Annotated in this window: 18 protein-coding genes and 1 pseudogene; 7 read left to right on the forward strand and 12 right to left on the reverse strand. The window is 73.6% G+C overall.

Translation table 11 applies throughout. The annotated features are described in order from the left end of the window. Positions 1-3: 3 nt before the first annotated feature. From ACFYWG_RS24640 to ACFYWG_RS24655, 4 genes are all read right to left on the reverse strand, one after another. The gene (locus ACFYWG_RS24640) at positions 4-645 is read right to left on the reverse strand and encodes a PadR family transcriptional regulator (RefSeq protein WP_383503309.1); all 642 of its coding nucleotides are present in this window, start codon (positions 643-645) and stop codon (positions 4-6) included. Between the two features lie 24 nt (positions 646-669). After that, a complete protein-coding gene (locus ACFYWG_RS24645) occupies positions 670-1,218 on the reverse strand; it encodes a DinB family protein (protein ID WP_389203617.1) in 549 nt (182 codons plus the stop codon). 108 nt (positions 1,219-1,326) lie between these two features. Further along, positions 1,327-2,790, reverse strand: a complete 1,464-nt coding sequence (locus ACFYWG_RS24650; protein ID WP_389203619.1) for an aldehyde dehydrogenase family protein — start codon at positions 2,788-2,790, stop codon at positions 1,327-1,329. Between the two features lie 70 nt (positions 2,791-2,860). Beyond that, positions 2,861-3,685 (reverse strand): helix-turn-helix domain-containing protein, encoded by an 825-nt coding sequence (locus ACFYWG_RS24655; protein WP_376328175.1) that lies wholly within the window; start codon positions 3,683-3,685, stop codon positions 2,861-2,863. Between the two features lie 343 nt (positions 3,686-4,028). Here ACFYWG_RS24655 and ACFYWG_RS24660 point away from each other — a divergent pair, with 343 nt between their 5' ends. Continuing rightward, positions 4,029-4,544, forward strand: a complete 516-nt coding sequence (locus ACFYWG_RS24660) for an ATP-binding protein (RefSeq protein ID WP_383503312.1) — start codon at positions 4,029-4,031, stop codon at positions 4,542-4,544. A gap of 88 nt (positions 4,545-4,632) precedes the next feature. Here the strand turns inward: ACFYWG_RS24660 and ACFYWG_RS24665 are convergent, their stop codons facing one another. The 5 genes from ACFYWG_RS24665 to rpmG form a co-directional block, all read right to left on the reverse strand. Beyond that, positions 4,633-4,851, reverse strand: a complete 219-nt coding sequence (locus ACFYWG_RS24665; protein ID WP_376328177.1) for a DUF397 domain-containing protein — start codon at positions 4,849-4,851, stop codon at positions 4,633-4,635. Between the two features lie 633 nt (positions 4,852-5,484). Further along, positions 5,485-5,718 (reverse strand): 30S ribosomal protein S18, encoded by a 234-nt coding sequence (rpsR, locus tag ACFYWG_RS24670; protein WP_383503314.1) that lies wholly within the window; start codon positions 5,716-5,718, stop codon positions 5,485-5,487. A 6-nt stretch (positions 5,719-5,724) separates the two neighbouring features. Beyond that, a complete protein-coding gene (locus tag ACFYWG_RS24675; RefSeq protein ID WP_389203623.1) occupies positions 5,725-6,948 on the reverse strand; it encodes a CobW family GTP-binding protein in 1,224 nt (407 codons plus the stop codon). Positions 6,949-6,952: 4 nt separating this feature from the next. After that, positions 6,953-7,201, reverse strand: a complete 249-nt coding sequence (locus ACFYWG_RS24680) for a type B 50S ribosomal protein L31 (protein ID WP_376328065.1) — start codon at positions 7,199-7,201, stop codon at positions 6,953-6,955. A 2-nt stretch (positions 7,202-7,203) separates the two neighbouring features. Beyond that, complete coding sequence (gene rpmG, locus ACFYWG_RS24685) at positions 7,204-7,368, reverse strand: 50S ribosomal protein L33 (protein WP_333932256.1); 165 nt, start codon at positions 7,366-7,368, stop codon at positions 7,204-7,206. Positions 7,369-7,431: 63 nt separating this feature from the next. Here rpmG and rpmB point away from each other — a divergent pair, with 63 nt between their 5' ends. The 4 genes from rpmB (at position 7,432) to ACFYWG_RS24705 (ending at position 9,362) form a co-directional block, all read left to right on the forward strand. Next, a complete protein-coding gene (gene rpmB, locus ACFYWG_RS24690; protein ID WP_333932255.1) occupies positions 7,432-7,668 on the forward strand; it encodes a 50S ribosomal protein L28 in 237 nt (78 codons plus the stop codon). Continuing rightward, positions 7,668-7,973, forward strand: a complete 306-nt coding sequence (gene rpsN / locus ACFYWG_RS24695; protein WP_389203627.1) for a 30S ribosomal protein S14 — start codon at positions 7,668-7,670, stop codon at positions 7,971-7,973. The genes rpmB and rpsN overlap by 1 nt, the downstream gene beginning before the upstream one ends. A gap of 125 nt (positions 7,974-8,098) precedes the next feature. Beyond that, the gene (locus ACFYWG_RS24700) at positions 8,099-8,644 is read left to right on the forward strand and encodes a hypothetical protein (protein WP_383503321.1); all 546 of its coding nucleotides are present in this window, start codon (positions 8,099-8,101) and stop codon (positions 8,642-8,644) included. 178 nt (positions 8,645-8,822) lie between these two features. Further along, positions 8,823-9,362, forward strand: coding sequence for a DUF4232 domain-containing protein (locus ACFYWG_RS24705; protein WP_389203630.1), 540 nt, complete (start codon positions 8,823-8,825; stop codon positions 9,360-9,362). A 174-nt stretch (positions 9,363-9,536) separates the two neighbouring features. Here the strand turns inward: ACFYWG_RS24705 and ACFYWG_RS24710 are convergent, their stop codons facing one another. Beyond that, complete coding sequence (locus ACFYWG_RS24710; RefSeq protein ID WP_383503326.1) at positions 9,537-10,637, reverse strand: DUF2786 domain-containing protein; 1,101 nt, start codon at positions 10,635-10,637, stop codon at positions 9,537-9,539. A gap of 74 nt (positions 10,638-10,711) precedes the next feature. On the opposite strand from ACFYWG_RS24710, the gene ACFYWG_RS24715 reads away from it, so the two are divergent. Beyond that, complete coding sequence (locus tag ACFYWG_RS24715; protein ID WP_385421676.1) at positions 10,712-11,452, forward strand: Clp protease N-terminal domain-containing protein; 741 nt, start codon at positions 10,712-10,714, stop codon at positions 11,450-11,452. A gap of 55 nt (positions 11,453-11,507) precedes the next feature. Then, entirely contained in the window at positions 11,508-13,196 is a 1,689-nt protein-coding gene (locus tag ACFYWG_RS24720; RefSeq protein WP_389203633.1) for a bifunctional 3'-5' exonuclease/DNA polymerase, read from the forward strand. Between the two features lie 91 nt (positions 13,197-13,287). On the opposite strand, the pseudogene ACFYWG_RS24725 reads toward ACFYWG_RS24720, so the two are convergent. Both ACFYWG_RS24725 and ACFYWG_RS24730 read right to left on the reverse strand, forming a co-directional pair. Beyond that, positions 13,288-15,537, reverse strand: a pseudogene (locus tag ACFYWG_RS24725) (BTAD domain-containing putative transcriptional regulator); the annotation flags it as partial. A gap of 398 nt (positions 15,538-15,935) precedes the next feature. Continuing rightward, positions 15,936-17,081, reverse strand: a complete 1,146-nt coding sequence (locus ACFYWG_RS24730) for an RNA polymerase sigma factor (RefSeq protein ID WP_389203980.1) — start codon at positions 17,079-17,081, stop codon at positions 15,936-15,938. Positions 17,082-17,090: the final 9 nt, after the last annotated feature.

The following is a 17,090-nucleotide window of genomic DNA, read 5'->3' on the forward strand; positions in this document are numbered from 1 at the left end:
TGATTAGTGAGCGTCCCCGGGGTGCCGCTCCCCCGTGCCGTACGGGTTCTCCTCGTCGTCGGCCAGGACCCCCACGAAGGGGTCGCCCTCGTCGGCGAAGGTGTAGGCGCCGCCCTCGATGCGCTCGATCAGCCCTCGGGTCCACTCGGCCTCGGAGTCGGCCGTGTGGACCCACAGGTTCATGATCTCGCCGATGTGACCGAGCTGCTGGGGTCCCTCCTCGGGCACGTAGTGCTCCAGGACGGCGGCCCGCCACTGCTCGATGCGCAGCGTCCGCTCCTTCAGCAGGGCGACCGCCTCGGCACGCGGCAGGTCCACCACGAAGCCGACGGCGGCCGTCTTGACGTCCCCGCGCTGGTCGTAGGTGACCAGCGCCTCGCGCAGCAGCCGGAAGTACTCCTCGGTGCCTCGCCCGGTGACCTCGTACTCCGTGCGCGGCGGGCCGCCGGCCGTGGACGGGGCGACCTCGTGCGCGTGCAGCAGGCCCTGCTTGGCCATCTGCTTCAGCGCGTGGTAGATCGAGCCGGGCTTGGCGCTGGACCACTCGTGGGCGCCCCAGAACTCCAGGTCGTTGCGGACCTGGTAGCCGTGGGCCCGCCCGTGCATGCGGACCGCGCCGAGCACGAGGAGACGGATCGCTGACATGGGGCCAGCGTAGGCCGGGGCAGGTCAGCCCCAGGAGCTGCCCTGCTCCTTCGCCACCAGCTCGAAGGCCGTCGCGCCGTCCAGCGACTCGCGGATGATGTCGGCGTGACCGGCGTGCCGGGCCGTCTCGCGGATCAGGTGCAGGCAGAGCCAGCGCAGGGAGAGCTGCTCGTCCTTCGGGTTCCAGGACGCCGCCGGCAGCAGGAAGGTGTCGTCGAGGCTGGGCACCGCGCGGATGAAGGCCTCCGTCTCGGCGGCCACCTTCTCGTAGTACGCGAGCGGCGACTCCACGGTCTCGTCGCCGACCAGCCGGAAGCACTCGTCCCAGTTCGACTCGTCGCGGTGGACGGCCGGCGGCTCGCCCTTGGCCCGGGCGATCCAGCCCTGCTCGACCTCCGCCACGTGCTTGAGCAGCCCCGCCAGGGACAGCTCGCTCGCGCTCGGGCGGGACGTCGCCTGCTCCTGCGTCAGACCCAGCAGCGACCGGCGGATGCCGCCGCGCTGCTCGGCGATGAAGTTCAGCAGCGCTCCGCGCTCGTCGCCGGGTGCCTCCGCGGGAACGTGAGTGACCATGACCGCCGCCTTCCGTCGTGACCGGGGGCCTCTCCCCCTCACACCGACGACGCTACGCACCCTTGCGGTCAGGTGCTGTCCGCAACGGCGGCGGGCACGGCGTCGCCGTCAGAACGGGAAGCCGCTGCGCCCGTGCTGCACCGAGATCCACTTGGTGGTGGTGAAGGCGTCCAGCATCGTCTCGCCGTTGAGGCGGCCGACGCCCGAGTGCTTCTCGCCGCCGAAGGGGACGATCGGCTCGTCGTGGACGGTGCCGTCGTTGACGTGGAACATGCCGGTGTCGATCTGCTGGGCGAACCGCACGCCCCGCTCGACGCTCCCGGTGTGCACCGCGCCGCTCAGGCCGTACGGCGTGTCGTTGACGAGGCGCACGGCCTCCTCCTCGCCGTCGAACGGCACCAGGAAGACGACCGGCCCGAAGACCTCCTGCCGCAGCAGGGCGGAGTCGGCCGGCAGACCGGTCAGCACGGACGGCTCGACGAGGTTGTCGGTCCGCCCGCCGCGCACCAGGGCGGTGGCGCCCTCGGCGAGGGCCTGCTCGACCACGCCCGCGAGCGCCTCGGCCTGCGAGGAGTTGATGACCGGGCCGATCACGGTCTCCGGGTCGCGCGGGTCGCCCGTCTTGAGGCTCTTCACCTTGGCGACGAACTTCCCGGTGAACTCCTCGGCCACCGACCGGTCGACCAGGACGCGGTTGGCGGCCATGCAGACCTGGCCCTGGTGGACGTACCGGCTGAACACCGCGGCGTCGACGGCGTAGTCGAGGTCGGCGTCGTCCAGCACCACCAGCGCGCTGTTGCCGCCCAGTTCGAGCACGGAGCGCTTGAACTGCCGGGCGCAGACGGTGGCGACGTGCCGGCCGACCTGGTCGGAGCCGGTGAAGGAGATGACCTTCGGGACCGGGTGCTCGATGAAGGCGTCGCCGATCTCCGCGATGTCGGTGATGACCACGTTCAGCAGGCCGCCGGGCAGTCCCGCGTCCTCGAAGAGCTTCGCGACCAGGGAGCCGCCGACGATCGGCGTGTTCTGGTGCGGCTTGAGCACCACGGCGTTGCCGAGGGCGAGGGCCGGGGCGACGGACTTGATCGACAGCAGGAAGGGGAAGTTGAAGGGGCTGATCACACCCACCACACCGACCGGCACGCGGTAGACGCGGTTCTCCTTGCCGTCCACGGGCGAGGGAACGATCCGGCCGGCGGGGGCGAGGGCCAGATGGACCGCCTCGCGCAGGAACTCCTTGGCCAGGTGCAGCTCGAAGGCGGCCTTCAGGCGGGTCCCGCCGAGCTCGGCGACGATGGCCTCGGATATCTCCGCCTCGCGCTCCTCGACGAGCCGGAGCGCCTTCTCGAAGACCGCGCGGCGGGCGTAGGGGTTGGTCGCCGCCCACTGCTCCTGGGCGCGGGCGGCGGCCCGGTACGCCTCGTCGACCTCGTCGGCCGTGGCTATCGTGATCGACGCCAGCTTCTCGTCGTCGTACGGGTTGAAGTCGATGATGTCCCACGAGCCGGTGCCCGGACGCCACTCACCGTCGATGTACTGCTGTGCGAGGTCGGTGAAGCAGGACGACGACATGTGATCCCTCGATCCCTCAGACCCTCGGCCGCTTCCCCGCGACCTGATCACGCGTCATCGTACTTGTGTTTCAGGAGAGTTGAAGGAGACCCCGGAGAAGGTCCCGGCTCTCGGAGGGGCCGGGGCTGTCGCGCTGCAGCTCCTTGAGCGCCCGCTCGTACTGGGCGACGTCCTCGGGCTTGTCCAGGTACAGCGCGCTGGTGAGCTGCTCCAGGTACACCACGTCCGACAGGTCCGACTCGGGGAAGCTGAGGATCGTGAACGCGCCGCTCTCGCCGGAGTGCCCGCCGAGGCTGAACGGCACCACCTGAAGCCGCACGTTGGGCCGCTCCGAGATGTCGATCAGGTGCTGGAGCTGGCCGCGCATGACCTCGCGGTCGCCGTAGGGGCGGCGCAGCGCGGCCTCGTCCAGGATGATGTGGAAGTCGGGGGCCGACTCGGCCACCAGGTGCTTCTGCCGCTCCAGGCGCAGGGCCACGCGGCGCTCGACGTCGGCCTCGCTCGCGCCCTGCATGCCCCGGCGGACCACCGCGTGCGCGTACGCCTCGGTCTGCAACAGGCCGTGCACGAACTGCACCTCGTACGCCCGGATCAGCGAGGCGGCGCCCTCCAGGCCGACGTAGGTCGGGAACCAGCTCGGCAGCACGTCGGAGTAACTGTGCCACCAGCCCGCGACGTTGGCCTCCTTGGCCAGCGACAGCAGGGACGAGCGCTCCTGCTCGTCCGTGATGCCGTACAGCGTCAGCAGGTCCTCGACGTCCCTGGTCTTGAAGCTCACCCGGCCCAGCTCCATCCGGCTGATCTTCGACTCGGAGGCGCGGATCGAGTAGCCCGCCGCCTCGCGCGTGATGCCCCGCGCCTCACGCAGTCGCCTGAGTTGTGATCCGAGCAGCATGCGCCGCACCACCGATCCCGGCTCTCCCGCGCTCACGTTCGCCAGCCTCCCCAACGGTTTCAGGGGCCGAAGTCTGCCACTAAAACACTTCGAGCAGTACTCGTCCGGTTACGGAAACGGAATCGAGACAGTCGACGCACGCGCGTGCACGGAAGAAAGAGGCATGCGAACGGCCGAAGAGCGACGTCGAGATGACGGAAAAATTGACCAACAAGCGGTACGGGACGACGCATTCCGGTCACCTGCACGTGCATCTGCCCTTGCATCTGCTGTACGCATCCGAAACCATGGTCCCGCACCACCGCTGCATCGCACCGACCGCGAACACCCGGGAGTGCCTCGCATGGGGACGAATGGATCGACCATGCTCGAGCCGTTACGGCAGGGCCTTCCGCCGCTGGACCCCGCGGCCGTGTCCCACGCCGCCTCCTGCGCACTGCCCGCCCGTTTCGAAGCCGTGGGCGAGGCACGCCGGTTCACCCGCAGAACCCTCGACCAGTGGGACCTGGGCGACCGGTTCGACGACGTCTGCCTGGTGGTCTCGGAACTCGTCACCAACGCCCTGCGGCACGGACTGCCGGCGGGCGCCCTGTGCGCGGCGCGCCACGAACCCCCGGTGCGCCTGCACCTGATGCGGTGGCCCGAGCGGCTGGTGTGCGCGGTGCGCGACCCCAGTCACGACAGCCCGGTCGCCCGGGAGACCGACGACTTCTCGGCCGAGTCCGGACGGGGGCTGTTCCTCGTCGACTCCTTCAGCGACAGCTGGGGCTGGCACCCGCTCGCGGGCGCCCTCAGCGGCAAGGTGGTCTGGGCGCTGTTCCGGCTGCCGCACACCGGAGCCGGTCCCGTCGGCGGATGAGACACCGCGGCGCCTCCTCGCGCCGCGGTTCTACGCGCGTCACAGCGCAGCAGCGGCGCACCGGTCGCCCCGCAGGGCGACATCGCTGTCATCCACCGACGAGATGGTCGAACTCCCCGTCCTTCACCCCGAGCAGCATCGCCTCGATCTCGGCACGGGTGTAGACCAGCGCGGGACCGTCGGGGAAGCGGGAGTTGCGCACCGCCACGTCACCGCCCGGCAGCCGCGCGAACTCCACGCAGGAACCCTGCGAGTTGCTGTGCCGGCTCTTCTGCCAGGCAACACCGTTCAGCCTGGTGGCCGCCATCCCGTTGTACACGTCGTGGTCCACAGGTCGCTCCCCGGTGGTGCACTGGCTGGTGTGGCCATTGATGCAGCGGTCAACTGACCCGGATCATAGCTCTGTTCATGTGCAGATGCAGGAGCAGATGCACGTGCACGCGGGGTGGTCCCGCGGTTACAGCTTTGGTGCCCGCTTTACCGAAAGCTCTTGCTTGTCTGACGCCGCTGACTCGTGTCGCGTTCCCTCGGGCCGGGCGGGAACCGGGCGGGCCCGGTGGAGGTCCGATGGAGGCGGAGCATCCGCTCGACCGGTCCGGTGGGTGACTGTACGGCGTGGAACCCGGGGCCGGGGACCGGATCCGGAGGCACCGGGCACGCGGCTGAGCAGGGACAGATGCGCCGCGCGCACGATCCGGCCGTCATGCACCCGTGCCACGCCCGGCTCGGACCGGTGCCCGGTCCGTGCTCGGCGCACCGGACCGGCCGGACCGGCCCAAGCGCTTTCCCCGGTGTCCGCCGGACGCCCCGCCCGAGCCGGGCGACCGGCCGTCCGGCACTTCCCCGGTGGCCCGCCGGAAGGCCGCCGCGTCGGCCCCGGCACGCACAAGAGGTCCCCCACACGTGGAGCGTGGGGAACCTCACCCGGGCGGGGACGTGCTCAGCGGGCGGAGTAGGGCAGCAGCGCCATCTCCCGCGCGTTCTTGATCGCCGTGGCCAGCTGCCGCTGCTGCTGGGCCGAGACCCGGGTGACCCGGCGGCTGCGGATCTTGCCGCGGTCGGAGATGAACTTCCGCAGCAGGTCGGTGTCCTTGTAGTCGATGTACGTGATCCCGGCCTGGTCCAGGGGATTGGGCCGGTTCCTGGCAGGGGTGCGTTCGGCTTTGCGGGGCATGTCGGTTCAGACCTCCAGGAGGGTGTCGAAGGCGTGCGGCAGGTGCTGCCAGGCCTCGCGCCCGGCCGCGTACTCGGCGTCGGTGAGCAGGCAGGACTCCAGCAGCCGCTCCAGGCCGTCCCGGTCGAGGCCGGGCGAGGTGAAGACCAGGTGCTGGCAGCGGTCGCCGTGCTCGGGGTGCCAGTCCAGCGCGGCGGCGGCCCGGCGCACCGGCGGGACCATCTCCCAGGCCGCGTCCGGCAGGGAGGCCAGCCACGGCCCGGCGCTCTCCACGCACAGGGCCCCGCCCGCCGCGTCCCAGTGGAACAGCGTGTCGGGCTTGTCGGCCAGCCAGAACCGGCCCCGGCTGCGGGCGGCCGCGCAGGTCAGGTCCTCCAGCGCGGCGTAGAGCCGCTCCGGGTGGAAGGGGCGGCGGCTGCTCCAGACCAGGGTGGTCACGCCGTGCGCGTCGGCCTCGGCGGGCAGCAGCGCGCAGGCGGGGTGCTGGGCGGCGGCGGCCGCCTCGATGTCGAACCCGGCCAGGGCGGCCCGGGCCAGCACGGACAGCGGTCGCAGGCGCGGCGGCGGCACGGTCAGGTCACCACCGGCCGGTTCGGCCGGGTCCTCCGGCGCGAGCGGCACCTGCCGGGCGGTGGGGTGCAGCTGGGCGAGCAGCTCGCGGTCCTCGTCGTCGGCCTCCGGGGAGTCGGCGACCGCGAGGACGGGGGCGTACTCCAGCTGGCGCGCGAAGGTGTCGGCGACCGTGCGCTGGTCGGTGGCGGCCGCGGCCAGACCGCCGTCGGCCAGGTCGTCGCCGTTGGCCAGGTACGGCAGGACCAGGGCCGGGTCGACGGCGGTGATCACCCCGGTGACGGTGAGCCCGCCGGCGGCCACGACCTCGGCCATGGCCTTGGGCTCGACGGAGTCCCACAGCTCGACGACGGCAAGCCGGGTGCCGCCGGCGTCCCGGAGCCGCTCCAGCTCCGGGACCAGGTCCTCGCGCAGGGCGCAGCAGGCGCAGTCGTTGACGAGCGGCGCCCGGCCCGCGTCGAGGACACCGGTCGCGTCCCTGATGGTGCGTACGACGGTGCCCGCCGCAGCCGTCGACAGGTCGTGGTGGAGGACGACGCTGCCGGGCACGTCGGCGAGCAGCCGTGCGACGGCCGCCCGGCGGGCGTCGGCGTGCAGGCCGCCGACCAGGACGACGGGGAGCCCGGACGCGGCGGGCTCGGGAACGGGGAGCTCGGGCACGGGGTCAGTCCTTCTTCCCGTACCGGCGCTCGAAGCGCTCGACGCGGCCGGCGGTGTCCAGGACGCGGGCGGTGCCGGTGTAGAAGGGGTGGCTGACGTCGGAGATCTCGACGTCGACGACGGGGTAGGTGTTGCCGTCCTCCCACTCGATCGTCTTCTCGCCGGTCATGGTGGAGCGGGTGAGGAAGGCGTAGTCCGCGGCACGGTCGCGGAAGACGACCGGTCCGTACTCCGGGTGGATCCCCTCGCGCATGGTCAGCGCTCCTCTCGGAAGTCGACGTGGCGGCCGGCGACCGGGTCGAACTTGCGCAGGGTCAGTCGGTCCGGGTCGTTGCGGCGGTTCTTGCGGGTCACGTAGGTGTAGCCGGTCCCGGCGGTGGACCGGAGCTTGATGACCGGCCGGAGTTCGTTGCGAGCCATGCCGCTATGCTACTGAAAATGAATTCCATTTACATCGCCTGAGACGAGAGGTACGTCACCACCATGTCCGCGCACTGCATGCTGACCGGGGCCCGCCCCGGCTTCGGCAACCGCATCTCGCACTCCCACCGGCGCACGTCCCGCCGGTTCGACCCGAACATCCAGTCCAAGCGCTACTGGCTGCCGAGCGAGGGCCGTCACGTGCGGCTCCGGCTGAGCGCCAAGGGGATCAAGACCGTCGACACGATCGGCGTCGAGGCGGCCGTCGCCCGCATCCGGGCCCGGGGAGTGAGGGTCTGATGGCGAAGAAGAGCAAGATCGCGAAGAACGAGCGGCGCAAGGAGACCGTCGCGCGCTACGCCGCCCGGCGCGCCGAGCTGAAGGAGATCGTGCGGCGGCCCTCGTCGAGCGAGGACGAACGAGCCGCCGCCCAGGCCGAGTTGCGCAGGCAGCCGCGGGACGCGAGCGCCACGCGGGTGCGCAACCGGGACCAGGTGGACGGGCGGCCGCGCGGCTACTTCCGGGCGTTCGGGCTGTCCCGGGTCGGGCTGCGGGAGCAGGCGCACGCGGGGTATCTGCCCGGTGTGCGCAAGTCGTCCTGGTGACGGGCTTTCCGGGAACCCCTTGACGGGCCCTGGTAGCTTGCTGCGGTCGTTCCGGCCACGGGACCGGCCGGTTCTCCCGGACCGGCCGCCGACCGGCTACAGCTTGGGGGCTTGCAGTGACTTCGGTGATCTTCTCGCGCCGCTCCGGCGCCGTGCGCCTCGCGGCGGCCGCCGCGGGGCTGGTGGGGGCGCTCGCGCTGACCGCGTGCAGCGGCGACGGCGACGGCGGATCCGGTGACGACCCGGCGTCCGGCCCGTCCGCCTCGGCGTCGGCCGACACGGGCGGCGACTCCGGCTCCGGGTCGTCCGGGTCGGACTCCGGCTCCGGCTCCGGTTCCGGCGAGGAGGAGGGCGGCGCCCTGGCCGGCAGCTGGCTCGCCACGACCGACGGCAAGGCCGTGGCCCTGGTGATCACCGGCAAGCAGGCCGCGCTGTTCGCCACCGGCGGGGGCGTGTGCAGCGGCACCGCGGGCGAGGAGTCCGGGACGAAGACCATCCGCCTGAAGTGCACGGACGGTTCGAAGGGCCGGTCCACCGGCACGGTCGACTCGGTCACCGGCACCAGCATGAAGGTCACCTGGGAGAACGGCGTGGGCACCGAGACCTACACCAAGGCCGAGGGCGGGAAGCTGCCCACGGGCCTTCCGACGGCGAGCCTCGGCGCGCAGTAGGAGCAGGCCCCGGCGCGCGGCAGGACCCCGGACGCCGACACGGGCCGCGGTACGCCTCCGGGCGCCGCGGCCCGTCCGGCGTTCGGGGGATTCCCCAGGGGTGCGTGCTCGTGCGGCACCGCGGTGCGTGATGATCCAGGGAGCCGAAGCCCCTCCTGCTGATCGCCCAGAGGACCTCATGCGCACCCTGCCCGTCACCCTGGCCGCCGCTCTGTCCGCGACGCTCCTGCTGACCGCCTGCGACGACGGCGGCACCGGCGCCGACGACACGAAGAACACCGATCCGTCGAACGGCCCGGTGGCCTGCGCGCTGCGCGACATGGACGTCGAGGTCGGGGCGGGCGCCGCCCCCGCGGCCGGGGACACCGGCAATGTCACCGTCACGCTCACCAACCAGGGCGCGCAGTGCACCCTGAAGGGCTTCCCCGCCGTGGACCTGCTGGCCGACAGCAGCACGACGAACGTGCTCCCGGAGGAGGGCGCCCAGGCGCAGCCGCTCACGCTCGGCAAGGGCGCCACGACGTCCTTCACGATCACCTACGTCCGCGGCGAGGACGACCCCGCGAAGAGCCTCGCCGTGCACGCCGCGTCCTTCACGCTGCCGGGCGCGCCCCGGGACGCGCACGAGCTGAAGTGGTCCTACGGCCCGGTGGCCCGTCAGGAGGACGGCGGCACGGTGGACGCCACGGTGAGCGGCTTCGAGAGCTCGGGAGACTGAGGGGCCCCCGGCGGTGACGGGCCCGGCGGCGGGGCGGCGCTGAGTCGGCATCAGCGCCCCAGGGGACCGTCGACGTGCCGGGGTGAGCGAAGGCCGTTCGCTGGTCGGCGCTGTCGAAGGCCGTTCGCTGGTCGGCGCTGTCGACCCGCCAGGGGGCCGGAGGCCGTCCGCTCGTCAGTCCAGTCGTGGGCGGTGGCGCATCTGGGCCCGGTCCGCCGCCTGTGCGCCCTCCGTCCAGCCCGCCGCGTCGCGCACCGAGCGCAGGCGGGTCGTGGTCGTCTCCGGGAACATCCGGTCCAGCCGTCCGGTGACGGCCACCTCGCGGCCGGCCAGGACCGGCAGCAGGTCGTCGGTGACCTGCGTCTCGGCCGCCGCGGCCAGGCGGACGCCGATGCGGTGGGCGTAGGCCGCGAGGAAGGACTGCCGGAAGGTCTTGGTGCGCTTGCGCCCACCCGCCCGCTGAGCGGCCTCCGCCTTGGTCATCGCGGTCGTGGCCTGCACCAGCAGGGAGGTGTGCAGGAGCTCGACCACCTCCAGGTCGGTCTCGAACCCGACGACCGTGGAGAAGCCCAGCGCCTCGTTCCACACCGCCCGGCAGTGATTGGCCGTGGCGACGGCGTCCAGCAGCACCGCCTTGGCCTCCTCGTACGGCGGCTCCACCCCGATCCGGCACGCCCCGGGCGTCTCGGGGGACGGTGCCCGCGCGGCGAGCAGCGCCTCGTCGACGCTGTGCCGGGCCATCAGTTCCTGCGCCTTGGCGCTGAGCGCCTCCGCCTCCTCCGGGAAGCCGGTGGCCTCCGCCTTGGCGAGCAGGGCACGGATGCGGGTGAGCATGCGGGACTCGGTGCGCGCTCCCCCGGGCTGTTCGTCGAGCACCTCCAGCGGGGGCAGGCGCAGCAGCAGCCGGTACAGCTCCAGCACGGCCGTGGCGTGCGAGAAGCGGTCGGTGCGGGGCGGCGGATCGGCCGGCAGCGCGGCGAGCTGGGCGCTCCAGCGCCGCCCGCGCGGCCGGTCGCCGCCGTGCTGGGCGCGGATCAGCTCCGCCGCGAGGCGTACGTGCGTGTCCTCCAGCTCCCGCCGCACGATCCGTACGACGTCGGCGGGCTGCCAGCCGCGGCGCCAGGCCGCCGCCAGGAACTCCTGACCGCGGCGGGCGAGTTCGGCGTCGGCCCCGGGGTCGGCGGCCAGCAGGGACGCTCCGGTGTCGAGGGCCGTCTCGCCGGTCTCGTAGAGGGAGGCGGCGAAGGCCCGGTCGACGGTGGTGGACGTGCTCACCCGGCCGATGGTGCCACGAGAGCAATTGTCAACCTTTGGTTGACACCTCTGAGGGCGCAACCTACGGTTGACACATGACGAACTCCGATCCCACGTCGTCCGTCCGTCTCGACGACCTCATCGCCGCGATCAAGAAGGTCCACGACGAGCCGCTGGAGCAGTTGCAGGACGCGGTGATCGCCGCCGACCACCTGGGCGACGTGGCCGACCACCTGATCGGTCACTTCGTCGACCAGGCCCGGCGCTCCGGCGCCTCCTGGACCGACATCGGCAGGAGCATGGGCGTCACCCGGCAGGCCGCGCAGAAGCGGTTCGTGCCCAAGGAGTCGGCCGACCTCGACCCGAGCCAGGGCTTCAACCGGTACACGCCGCGGGCCCGCAGCGCCGTGATGGCCGCGCACCACGCGTCCAAGGCCGCCCGGAACACCGAGGGCCTGCCCGAGCACCTCGTCCTCGGCCTGCTGGCCGAACCCGACGCCCTCGCCGCGAAGGCCGTCGTCGAACAGGGCGTCTCCCTCGACGAGGTCCGCGCGGCGGCCACGGCGGCGCTCCCGCCGGCCGCCGACGACGTCCCGGAGCTCGTGCCCTATGGCCCGGCCGCCAAGAAGGTCCTGGAGCTCACCTTCCGCGAGGCCCTGCGCCTCGGGCACAACTACATCGGCACCGAGCACATCCTGCTCGCCCTCCTGGAGCACGAGAACGGCCAGGGCGTCCTCAGCGGCCTGGGCATCGGCAAGGAGCGGACGGAGCAGTACGTCGTCAAGGTGCTGGAGAAGATCGCGCGGGCGCAGGAGAACGTGCTCGACGAGTCCTGACCTGCGACGGCGGTGCCGGGGGGCCGTTGTCAGACCCCCCTGGCACACTCGCTGCATGACCGACCGGTGGGCCCTCGCCCCGGCCGAGGACGGCGGCGTGGACGTCGCCCCCCTCGGTCCGGACGGGCTGCCCGCCGGGCCGGTGCGGCGGGAGGCGGATCCCGCCGCGGCCGTGCGGAGCCGTCCCGGCGTCACGCGGTGGGTGTGGCGGTCCACCGCCGAGGTCTACCCGCGTCTGCTCGCCACGGGGGTGCGAGTCGAGCGGTGCTACGACATCGAGGCCGCCGAGACGCTCCTCCTCGGCCACGAGGGGCGGTACGGGGAGCCCCGTTCGGCCGCGGCCGCCCTGGCCCGGCTGCGGGACCTGCCCGTGCCGCCCGATCCGCCGCAGCGCTCCGCCGCACCCGGCGCCCAGTCCTCGCTGTTCGAACCCCAGGGCGCCCACCTGCCCCTGGCGGACCTCCTCGCGGTCTACGCCGAGCAGCAGCGGCGGCACACGCGCGCCGAGCACCCGGACCGGATGCGGCTGCTGACGGCGGCCGAGTCGGCGGGCATGCTGGTGGCCGCCGAGATGAACCGCGCGGGGCTGCCCTGGAGCGCCGAGGTGCACCGGGCCGTCCTGCACGACCTGCTGGGCGAGCGGTACGCGGGCGGGGGCGAACCGCGCCGCCTGGCCGAGCTGGCCGACGAGGTGTCCGCCGCGTTCGGCCGCCGCGTCCGCCCCGACCTGCCGGCCGACGTCGTCAAAGCCTTCGCGCGGGCGGGCGTCAAGGTCACCTCGACCCGCCGCTGGGAGCTCAAGTCCGTCGACCACCCGGCCGTGAAGCCGCTCATCGAGTACAAGAAGCTGTACCGCATCTGGGTCGCCCACGGCTGGTCGTGGCTCCAGGACTGGGTGCGCGACGGCCGGTTCCGGCCCGAGTTCCTCGCCGGCGGCACCGTGACCGGCCGCTGGGTGACCAACGGCGGGGGCGCCCTGCAGATCCCCAAGATCATCCGCCGGGCGGTGGTCGCCGACCCCGGCTGGCGGCTCGTCGTCGCCGACGCCGACCAGATGGAACCGCGCGTCCTCGCCGCCATCTCCCGCGACCCCGGCCTCATGGAGGTCGCCGGGCGGGAGAGCGACCTCTACCAGGCCGTCTCCGAGCGGGCCTTCTCCGGCAACCGCGACCAGGCCAAGATCGCCGTGCTCGGCGCGGTGTACGGGCAGACCTCCGGGGACGGGCTGAAGAACCTCGCCGCGCTGCGCCGCCGCTTCCCCCGCGCCGTGGCCTACGTGGACGACGCCGCCCGCGCCGGGGAGGAGGGCCGCCTCGTACGGACCTGGCTCGGCCGGACCTGCCCGCCCGCGGCCCGGGGCACGGACGACGGCACCGAGGAGGCCGGCATCCCGGCGGCCGACGAGGAACAGCCGGATTCCACGCAGTGGGTGCCCGGATACGCCTCCACCAACGCCCGCGCCCGCGGCCGCTTCGCCCGCAACTTCGTCGTCCAGGGCAGCGCGGCGGACTGGGCACTGCTGCTGCTCGCCGCGCTCCGCAGGAACTGCGCCGGCCTGGCCGCCGAGCTGGTCTTCTTCCAGCACGACGAGGTGATCGTGCACTGCCCCGAGGAGGAGACCGGGGCGGTCGTGGAGGCGATCCGCGAGGCGTCGGCCCTCGCCGGCCGGCTGACCTTCGGCGAGACACCGGTGCGGTTCCCGTTCACCACGGCCGTGGTCGAGTGCTACGCGGACGCCAAGTGACGGGCGGGCGCCGCAGACAGGAGGACGGTGGGTGAGCGACCCGGCGGCGCCGGCCACCCGTCGCGGTGCCCGGCTGCCCCGTCGCTCCTCACCCGCCCGTCTCCCGCGCGAAGTCCCGCACCAGGTCGTGCGGCGTGTAGCGGCCGTACGCCGTCTCCTCCAGGAGCGCCACGTCGCGGAGGCGGTCCAGTGCGGCCTCGGTGCGGCGCACGTCGAGGCCGGTGAGGGGGGCGAGGTGCCCGGCACCGCAGGCGGGCAGGTCGAGCGCGCCCATGCGGCGCAGCACGAGGGCCGCGTCCCGGTCGACCGTGTGCTCGGACGCGGTGAGCGCCTCGTACGTCACCGCGAGGGAGCGCCGGACGCTCAGGTCGTCGTACTCGAGAAGCCGCAAGCGCTCTTTTCTGTCGGCCAGTTGCTCCGCGAGGGCTTCCGGCGTGAGGGCCGGGCGCGCGGCGAGCCGGGCGGCGACGATGCGCAGGGCCAGCGGGAGGCGGCCGGTGCGGGCGACGAGGTGCCGGGAGGCCGGTGAACGGCCGAGGCCGTCGCGGCCCGAGGCGGCACGCAGGAGTTCGGCACCGTCCTCGTCCGAGAGGGGCGCCAGCGGGAAGCGGGCCGCTCCGTCGAGGGAGGTCAGCGGCGAACGGCTCGTGACGACCACGGCGCATCCGGCGCCGCCCGGCAGCAGGGGCCGTACCTGCGCGGCACTCGCGGCCCCGTCCAGCACCAGGAGCGTGCGGGTGCGGGCGAGCAGGGAACGCAGCAGAGCGGACGCGGAGTCGGGGCACTCGGGCACGCGGCAGGGCTCGATGCCGAGGTCACGCAGCAGCGCGGCCAGGGCCTGGCCGGGGGTGAGGGGCGTCCTGCCCGGGGTGGCACCGTGCAGGTCGAGATGGAGCTGCCCATCGGGGAAACGTTTCGCCAGATCGTGCGCGACCACGAGCGCGAGTGCGGTCTTGCCGACCCCGGCCATACCGCTGAGGACGACGGTGGGACGCGGCCCGGCAGCGGTGAGGGTACGGCGGAGGGCGTCACTGACGGGGCGGCGCCCGGTGAAATGGGCGGGTGGGGGCGGCAGTTGCGCGGGCGGGGGTGAGGGGTGGGTCGGCGGGGGCGGGAGCTGCGCGGGCGGGGACGAGGCGTCGGCGGTCGAGAGCGACCGCGTGACAGCGGGATCGCTGATCCGAGGGGCAGGCCCGGCGGTGCCGGTGGACGAGGCCGAGGGCGTTGCGGCGGGATCGCCGGTGCCGGCGGATGGGGCTGGGGACGCGACAGCCGGGTCGCTGATGCCGGCGGATGACCTTGCGAGCGTCACGGCGGGGCCGCCGACACCAGAGGTCCGGGCCGGCGGTGGGGCAGGACGGTGGCTCGTGCCGACGGACGGCACGGACGGCCCGACACGGCGGCCGCCGGGGTCGGCGGGCGGGCTCGGCGGTGCGGCAGAGCCGTGGCTCAGGCCGGCGGACGGCAGCGCCGGCCCGACACGGCGGTCCCCAGGGTCAGCCGGCGGGCACGGCGGTGCGGCGGCAGGGCGGTGGCGGAAGTCGAGGGAACGGCCCGGCGGCGTCGCAGGGCGGTGGCCGGTGTCGGCGCCTCCCCGCAGCACCTCCACGTGCGCCGCCTGCACCCCCGGCCCCGGTTCGATGCCGAGCCGCTCCACCAGGCGGGAGCGCAGCTCGGTGTGGACGGCCAGGGCCTCGGCGCGGCGGCCGGTGCGGTGCAGGGCGAGCATCAGCTGGCGGTGGTACACCTCGCGCAGCGGGTACTCGTCCGTCAGCACCGCCAGCTCCGACACCAGTTCGTCGAGGCGGGGGCCGCCCAGCGCCAGTTCGGCGTCGTAGCGCCACTCCAGGAGCAGCAGCCGCGCCTCGCGGAGCCGGTGTGTGAGGGCGTATCCGCCGACCTCGGGCGGCAGCCCGGCGAGGGGCGCGCCCCGCCACAGGGCGAGCGCGGCCTCGACCTCGCCCACCACCCGCTCCCGCTCGTGGCACATGTGGGCGGCCCGGGCGGCGGCGACGCGGGCGTCGAAGACGTGGACGTCCAGCTCGCCCTCGTCGATCCGCAGCACATAGCCGGACGGCACCGTCCGCAGCCGGTCGGGGTCGTCGAGCAGCCGCCGCAGCCGGGACACGTGGTTGTGCAGCGAGGCGTGGGCGGACACGGGCGGGGCGCCGCCCCACAACGCGTCCATGAGCGACTCCACGGAGACGACCCGTCCGGCGTCCAGGAGCAACGCGCCCAGCAGCGCGCGGGACTTGGCGCTCGGGACGAGCCGGGGCTCTCCGGGTTCACCGCCCGGGGCGCCGTCGAACAGCGCCGGTGGCCCGAGCAGCCCGAACCGCATCACCACTTTGCCTCCCCCGTGCCCGTGTCCGTGACGCGATCACGCTCCCGGACGGCGACTTTCCGCCACCTCTGCTCTCGTGGCCGCCCCGCAACGGTCCCCTGCCAGGGCCGTTCTCGATTCTGGTTCGGTGAGTTCCAGCCAATCGACCGATGGCGCAACGGCGAACCGTTGGCCACATGTTAGCGATCGGTTGGCAAGGTTTGATGTGATCACTTCATTGGATCCGGCCCGGGGGCGCGCGCGTATGGACGCGCAACTCGGGGGAGTGCCGCCGCCGTGGCCGGATCCGGGTCCCGGCCGGCGGAGGTGATCGGCCGGGACCCCCTTTTTCCTCCCGCACAAGCGGTCGGTGACCCCTTACCGGTCGGCCGGCCCGACACCGGCCGGACAGCCGGTCACCGGCTCCGGTGCGTGTTGAGCCGGGCCGCCTGGCGGGTCAGGTGGTCCCGCTCGGCGAGGCTGGACGCCTTCCCCGCCGCCTCCGTGTACAGCCGGGCCGCCGTCACCGGGTCGCCGTCGCGCTCGTGGAGGTAGGCGGCCACGGCGCTGTGCCGCGGGAGCCCGGCGTCGAGCTCCGCGAGTGCCGCCAGACCGGCGCGCGGCCCGTCGGCCTCCCCGACGGCGACCGCGCGGTTGAGCCGGACGACCGGACTGTCGTTCAGCCGCAGGAGCTCGTCGTACCATTCGACGATCTGCACCCAGTCGGTCTCCTCGGCGGTCCGCGCGTCCGCGTGCAGGGCGGCGATCGCGGCCTGCGCCTGGAACTCGCCCAGCCGGTCGCGGGCGAGAGCCGCCTGCAGGACATGGACGCCCTCGGCGATCAGGCGGGTGTCCCAGCGCCCGCGGTCCTGCTCGGCGAGCGGTACGAGGCCGCCGTCCGGCGCGGTCCGGGCGGCACGCCGGGCGTGGTGGAGCAGCATGAGGGCGAGCAGCCCCCGCACCTCGGGGTGGTCGTACCGGGCGGCGAGCTGCCGGGTGAGCCGGATGGCCTCGGCCGCGAGGTCGACGTCCCCGGAGTAGCCCTCGTTGAAGACCAGGTACAGCACGCGCAGCACGGTGGCGACATCGCCGGGCCGGTCGAACCGCACCCCGGCCACGGTGCGCTTGGCCCGGCTGATGCGCTGGGCCATTGTGGCCTCGGGCACGAGGTACGCCCGGGCGATCTGGCGCGTGGTCAGGCCGCCGACGGCGCGCAGGGTGAGGGCGACCGCGGACGACGGGGTCAGCGACGGGTGGGCGCACAGGAAGTACAGCTGGAGCGTGTCGTCCACCGCGGACGCGGGTCCGGGCGGCGGCTCCTCGTCGACGACGTCCTCGCGCCGGCGCCGGGCGGCGTCCGCCCGGGTCGCGTCGAGGAACTTCCGCCAGGCGACGGTGACCAGCCAGCCCTTCGCGTCCCGCGGCGGGTCGCCCGGCCAGACCCGGACCGCCTCGATCAGCGCTTCCTGGACGGCGTCCTCGGCCGCCGCGAAGTCGGCTCCGCGGCGGACGAGGACGGCGAGCACGCTCGGGGTGAGGCTGCGCAGCAGGGCGTCGTCCATGGGTGCCAT

Origin of the sequence: Streptomyces sp. NPDC003456 (assembly GCF_042878735.1) — a bacterium.
Taxonomy (GTDB): domain Bacteria; phylum Actinomycetota; class Actinomycetes; order Streptomycetales; family Streptomycetaceae; genus Streptomyces.

Coding starts and splice junctions, on each gene's coding strand:
- ACFYWG_RS24705 (WP_389203630.1), top strand. CDS start 8,823: ATGCGCACCCTGCCCGTCACCCTGGCCGCCGCTCTGTCCGCGACGCTC.
- ACFYWG_RS24730 (WP_389203980.1), bottom strand. CDS start 17,081: ATGGACGACGCCCTGCTGCGCAGCCTCACCCCGAGCGTGCTCGCCGTC.
- ACFYWG_RS24715 (WP_385421676.1), top strand. CDS start 10,712: ATGACGAACTCCGATCCCACGTCGTCCGTCCGTCTCGACGACCTCATC.
- rpsR (WP_383503314.1), bottom strand. CDS start 5,718: ATGCCCCGCAAAGCCGAACGCACCCCTGCCAGGAACCGGCCCAATCCC.
- rpmG (WP_333932256.1), bottom strand. CDS start 7,368: ATGGCTCGCAACGAACTCCGGCCGGTCATCAAGCTCCGGTCCACCGCC.
- ACFYWG_RS24645 (WP_389203617.1), bottom strand. CDS start 1,218: ATGGTCACTCACGTTCCCGCGGAGGCACCCGGCGACGAGCGCGGAGCG.
- rpmB (WP_333932255.1), top strand. CDS start 7,432: ATGTCCGCGCACTGCATGCTGACCGGGGCCCGCCCCGGCTTCGGCAAC.
- ACFYWG_RS24720 (WP_389203633.1), top strand. CDS start 11,508: ATGACCGACCGGTGGGCCCTCGCCCCGGCCGAGGACGGCGGCGTGGAC.
- ACFYWG_RS24660 (WP_383503312.1), top strand. CDS start 4,029: ATGGGGACGAATGGATCGACCATGCTCGAGCCGTTACGGCAGGGCCTT.
- rpsN (WP_389203627.1), top strand. CDS start 7,668: ATGGCGAAGAAGAGCAAGATCGCGAAGAACGAGCGGCGCAAGGAGACC.
- ACFYWG_RS24680 (WP_376328065.1), bottom strand. CDS start 7,201: ATGCGCGAGGGGATCCACCCGGAGTACGGACCGGTCGTCTTCCGCGAC.
- ACFYWG_RS24665 (WP_376328177.1), bottom strand. CDS start 4,851: ATGGCGGCCACCAGGCTGAACGGTGTTGCCTGGCAGAAGAGCCGGCAC.
- ACFYWG_RS24640 (WP_383503309.1), bottom strand. CDS start 645: ATGTCAGCGATCCGTCTCCTCGTGCTCGGCGCGGTCCGCATGCACGGG.
- ACFYWG_RS24650 (WP_389203619.1), bottom strand. CDS start 2,790: ATGTCGTCGTCCTGCTTCACCGACCTCGCACAGCAGTACATCGACGGT.
- ACFYWG_RS24655 (WP_376328175.1), bottom strand. CDS start 3,685: ATGCTGCTCGGATCACAACTCAGGCGACTGCGTGAGGCGCGGGGCATC.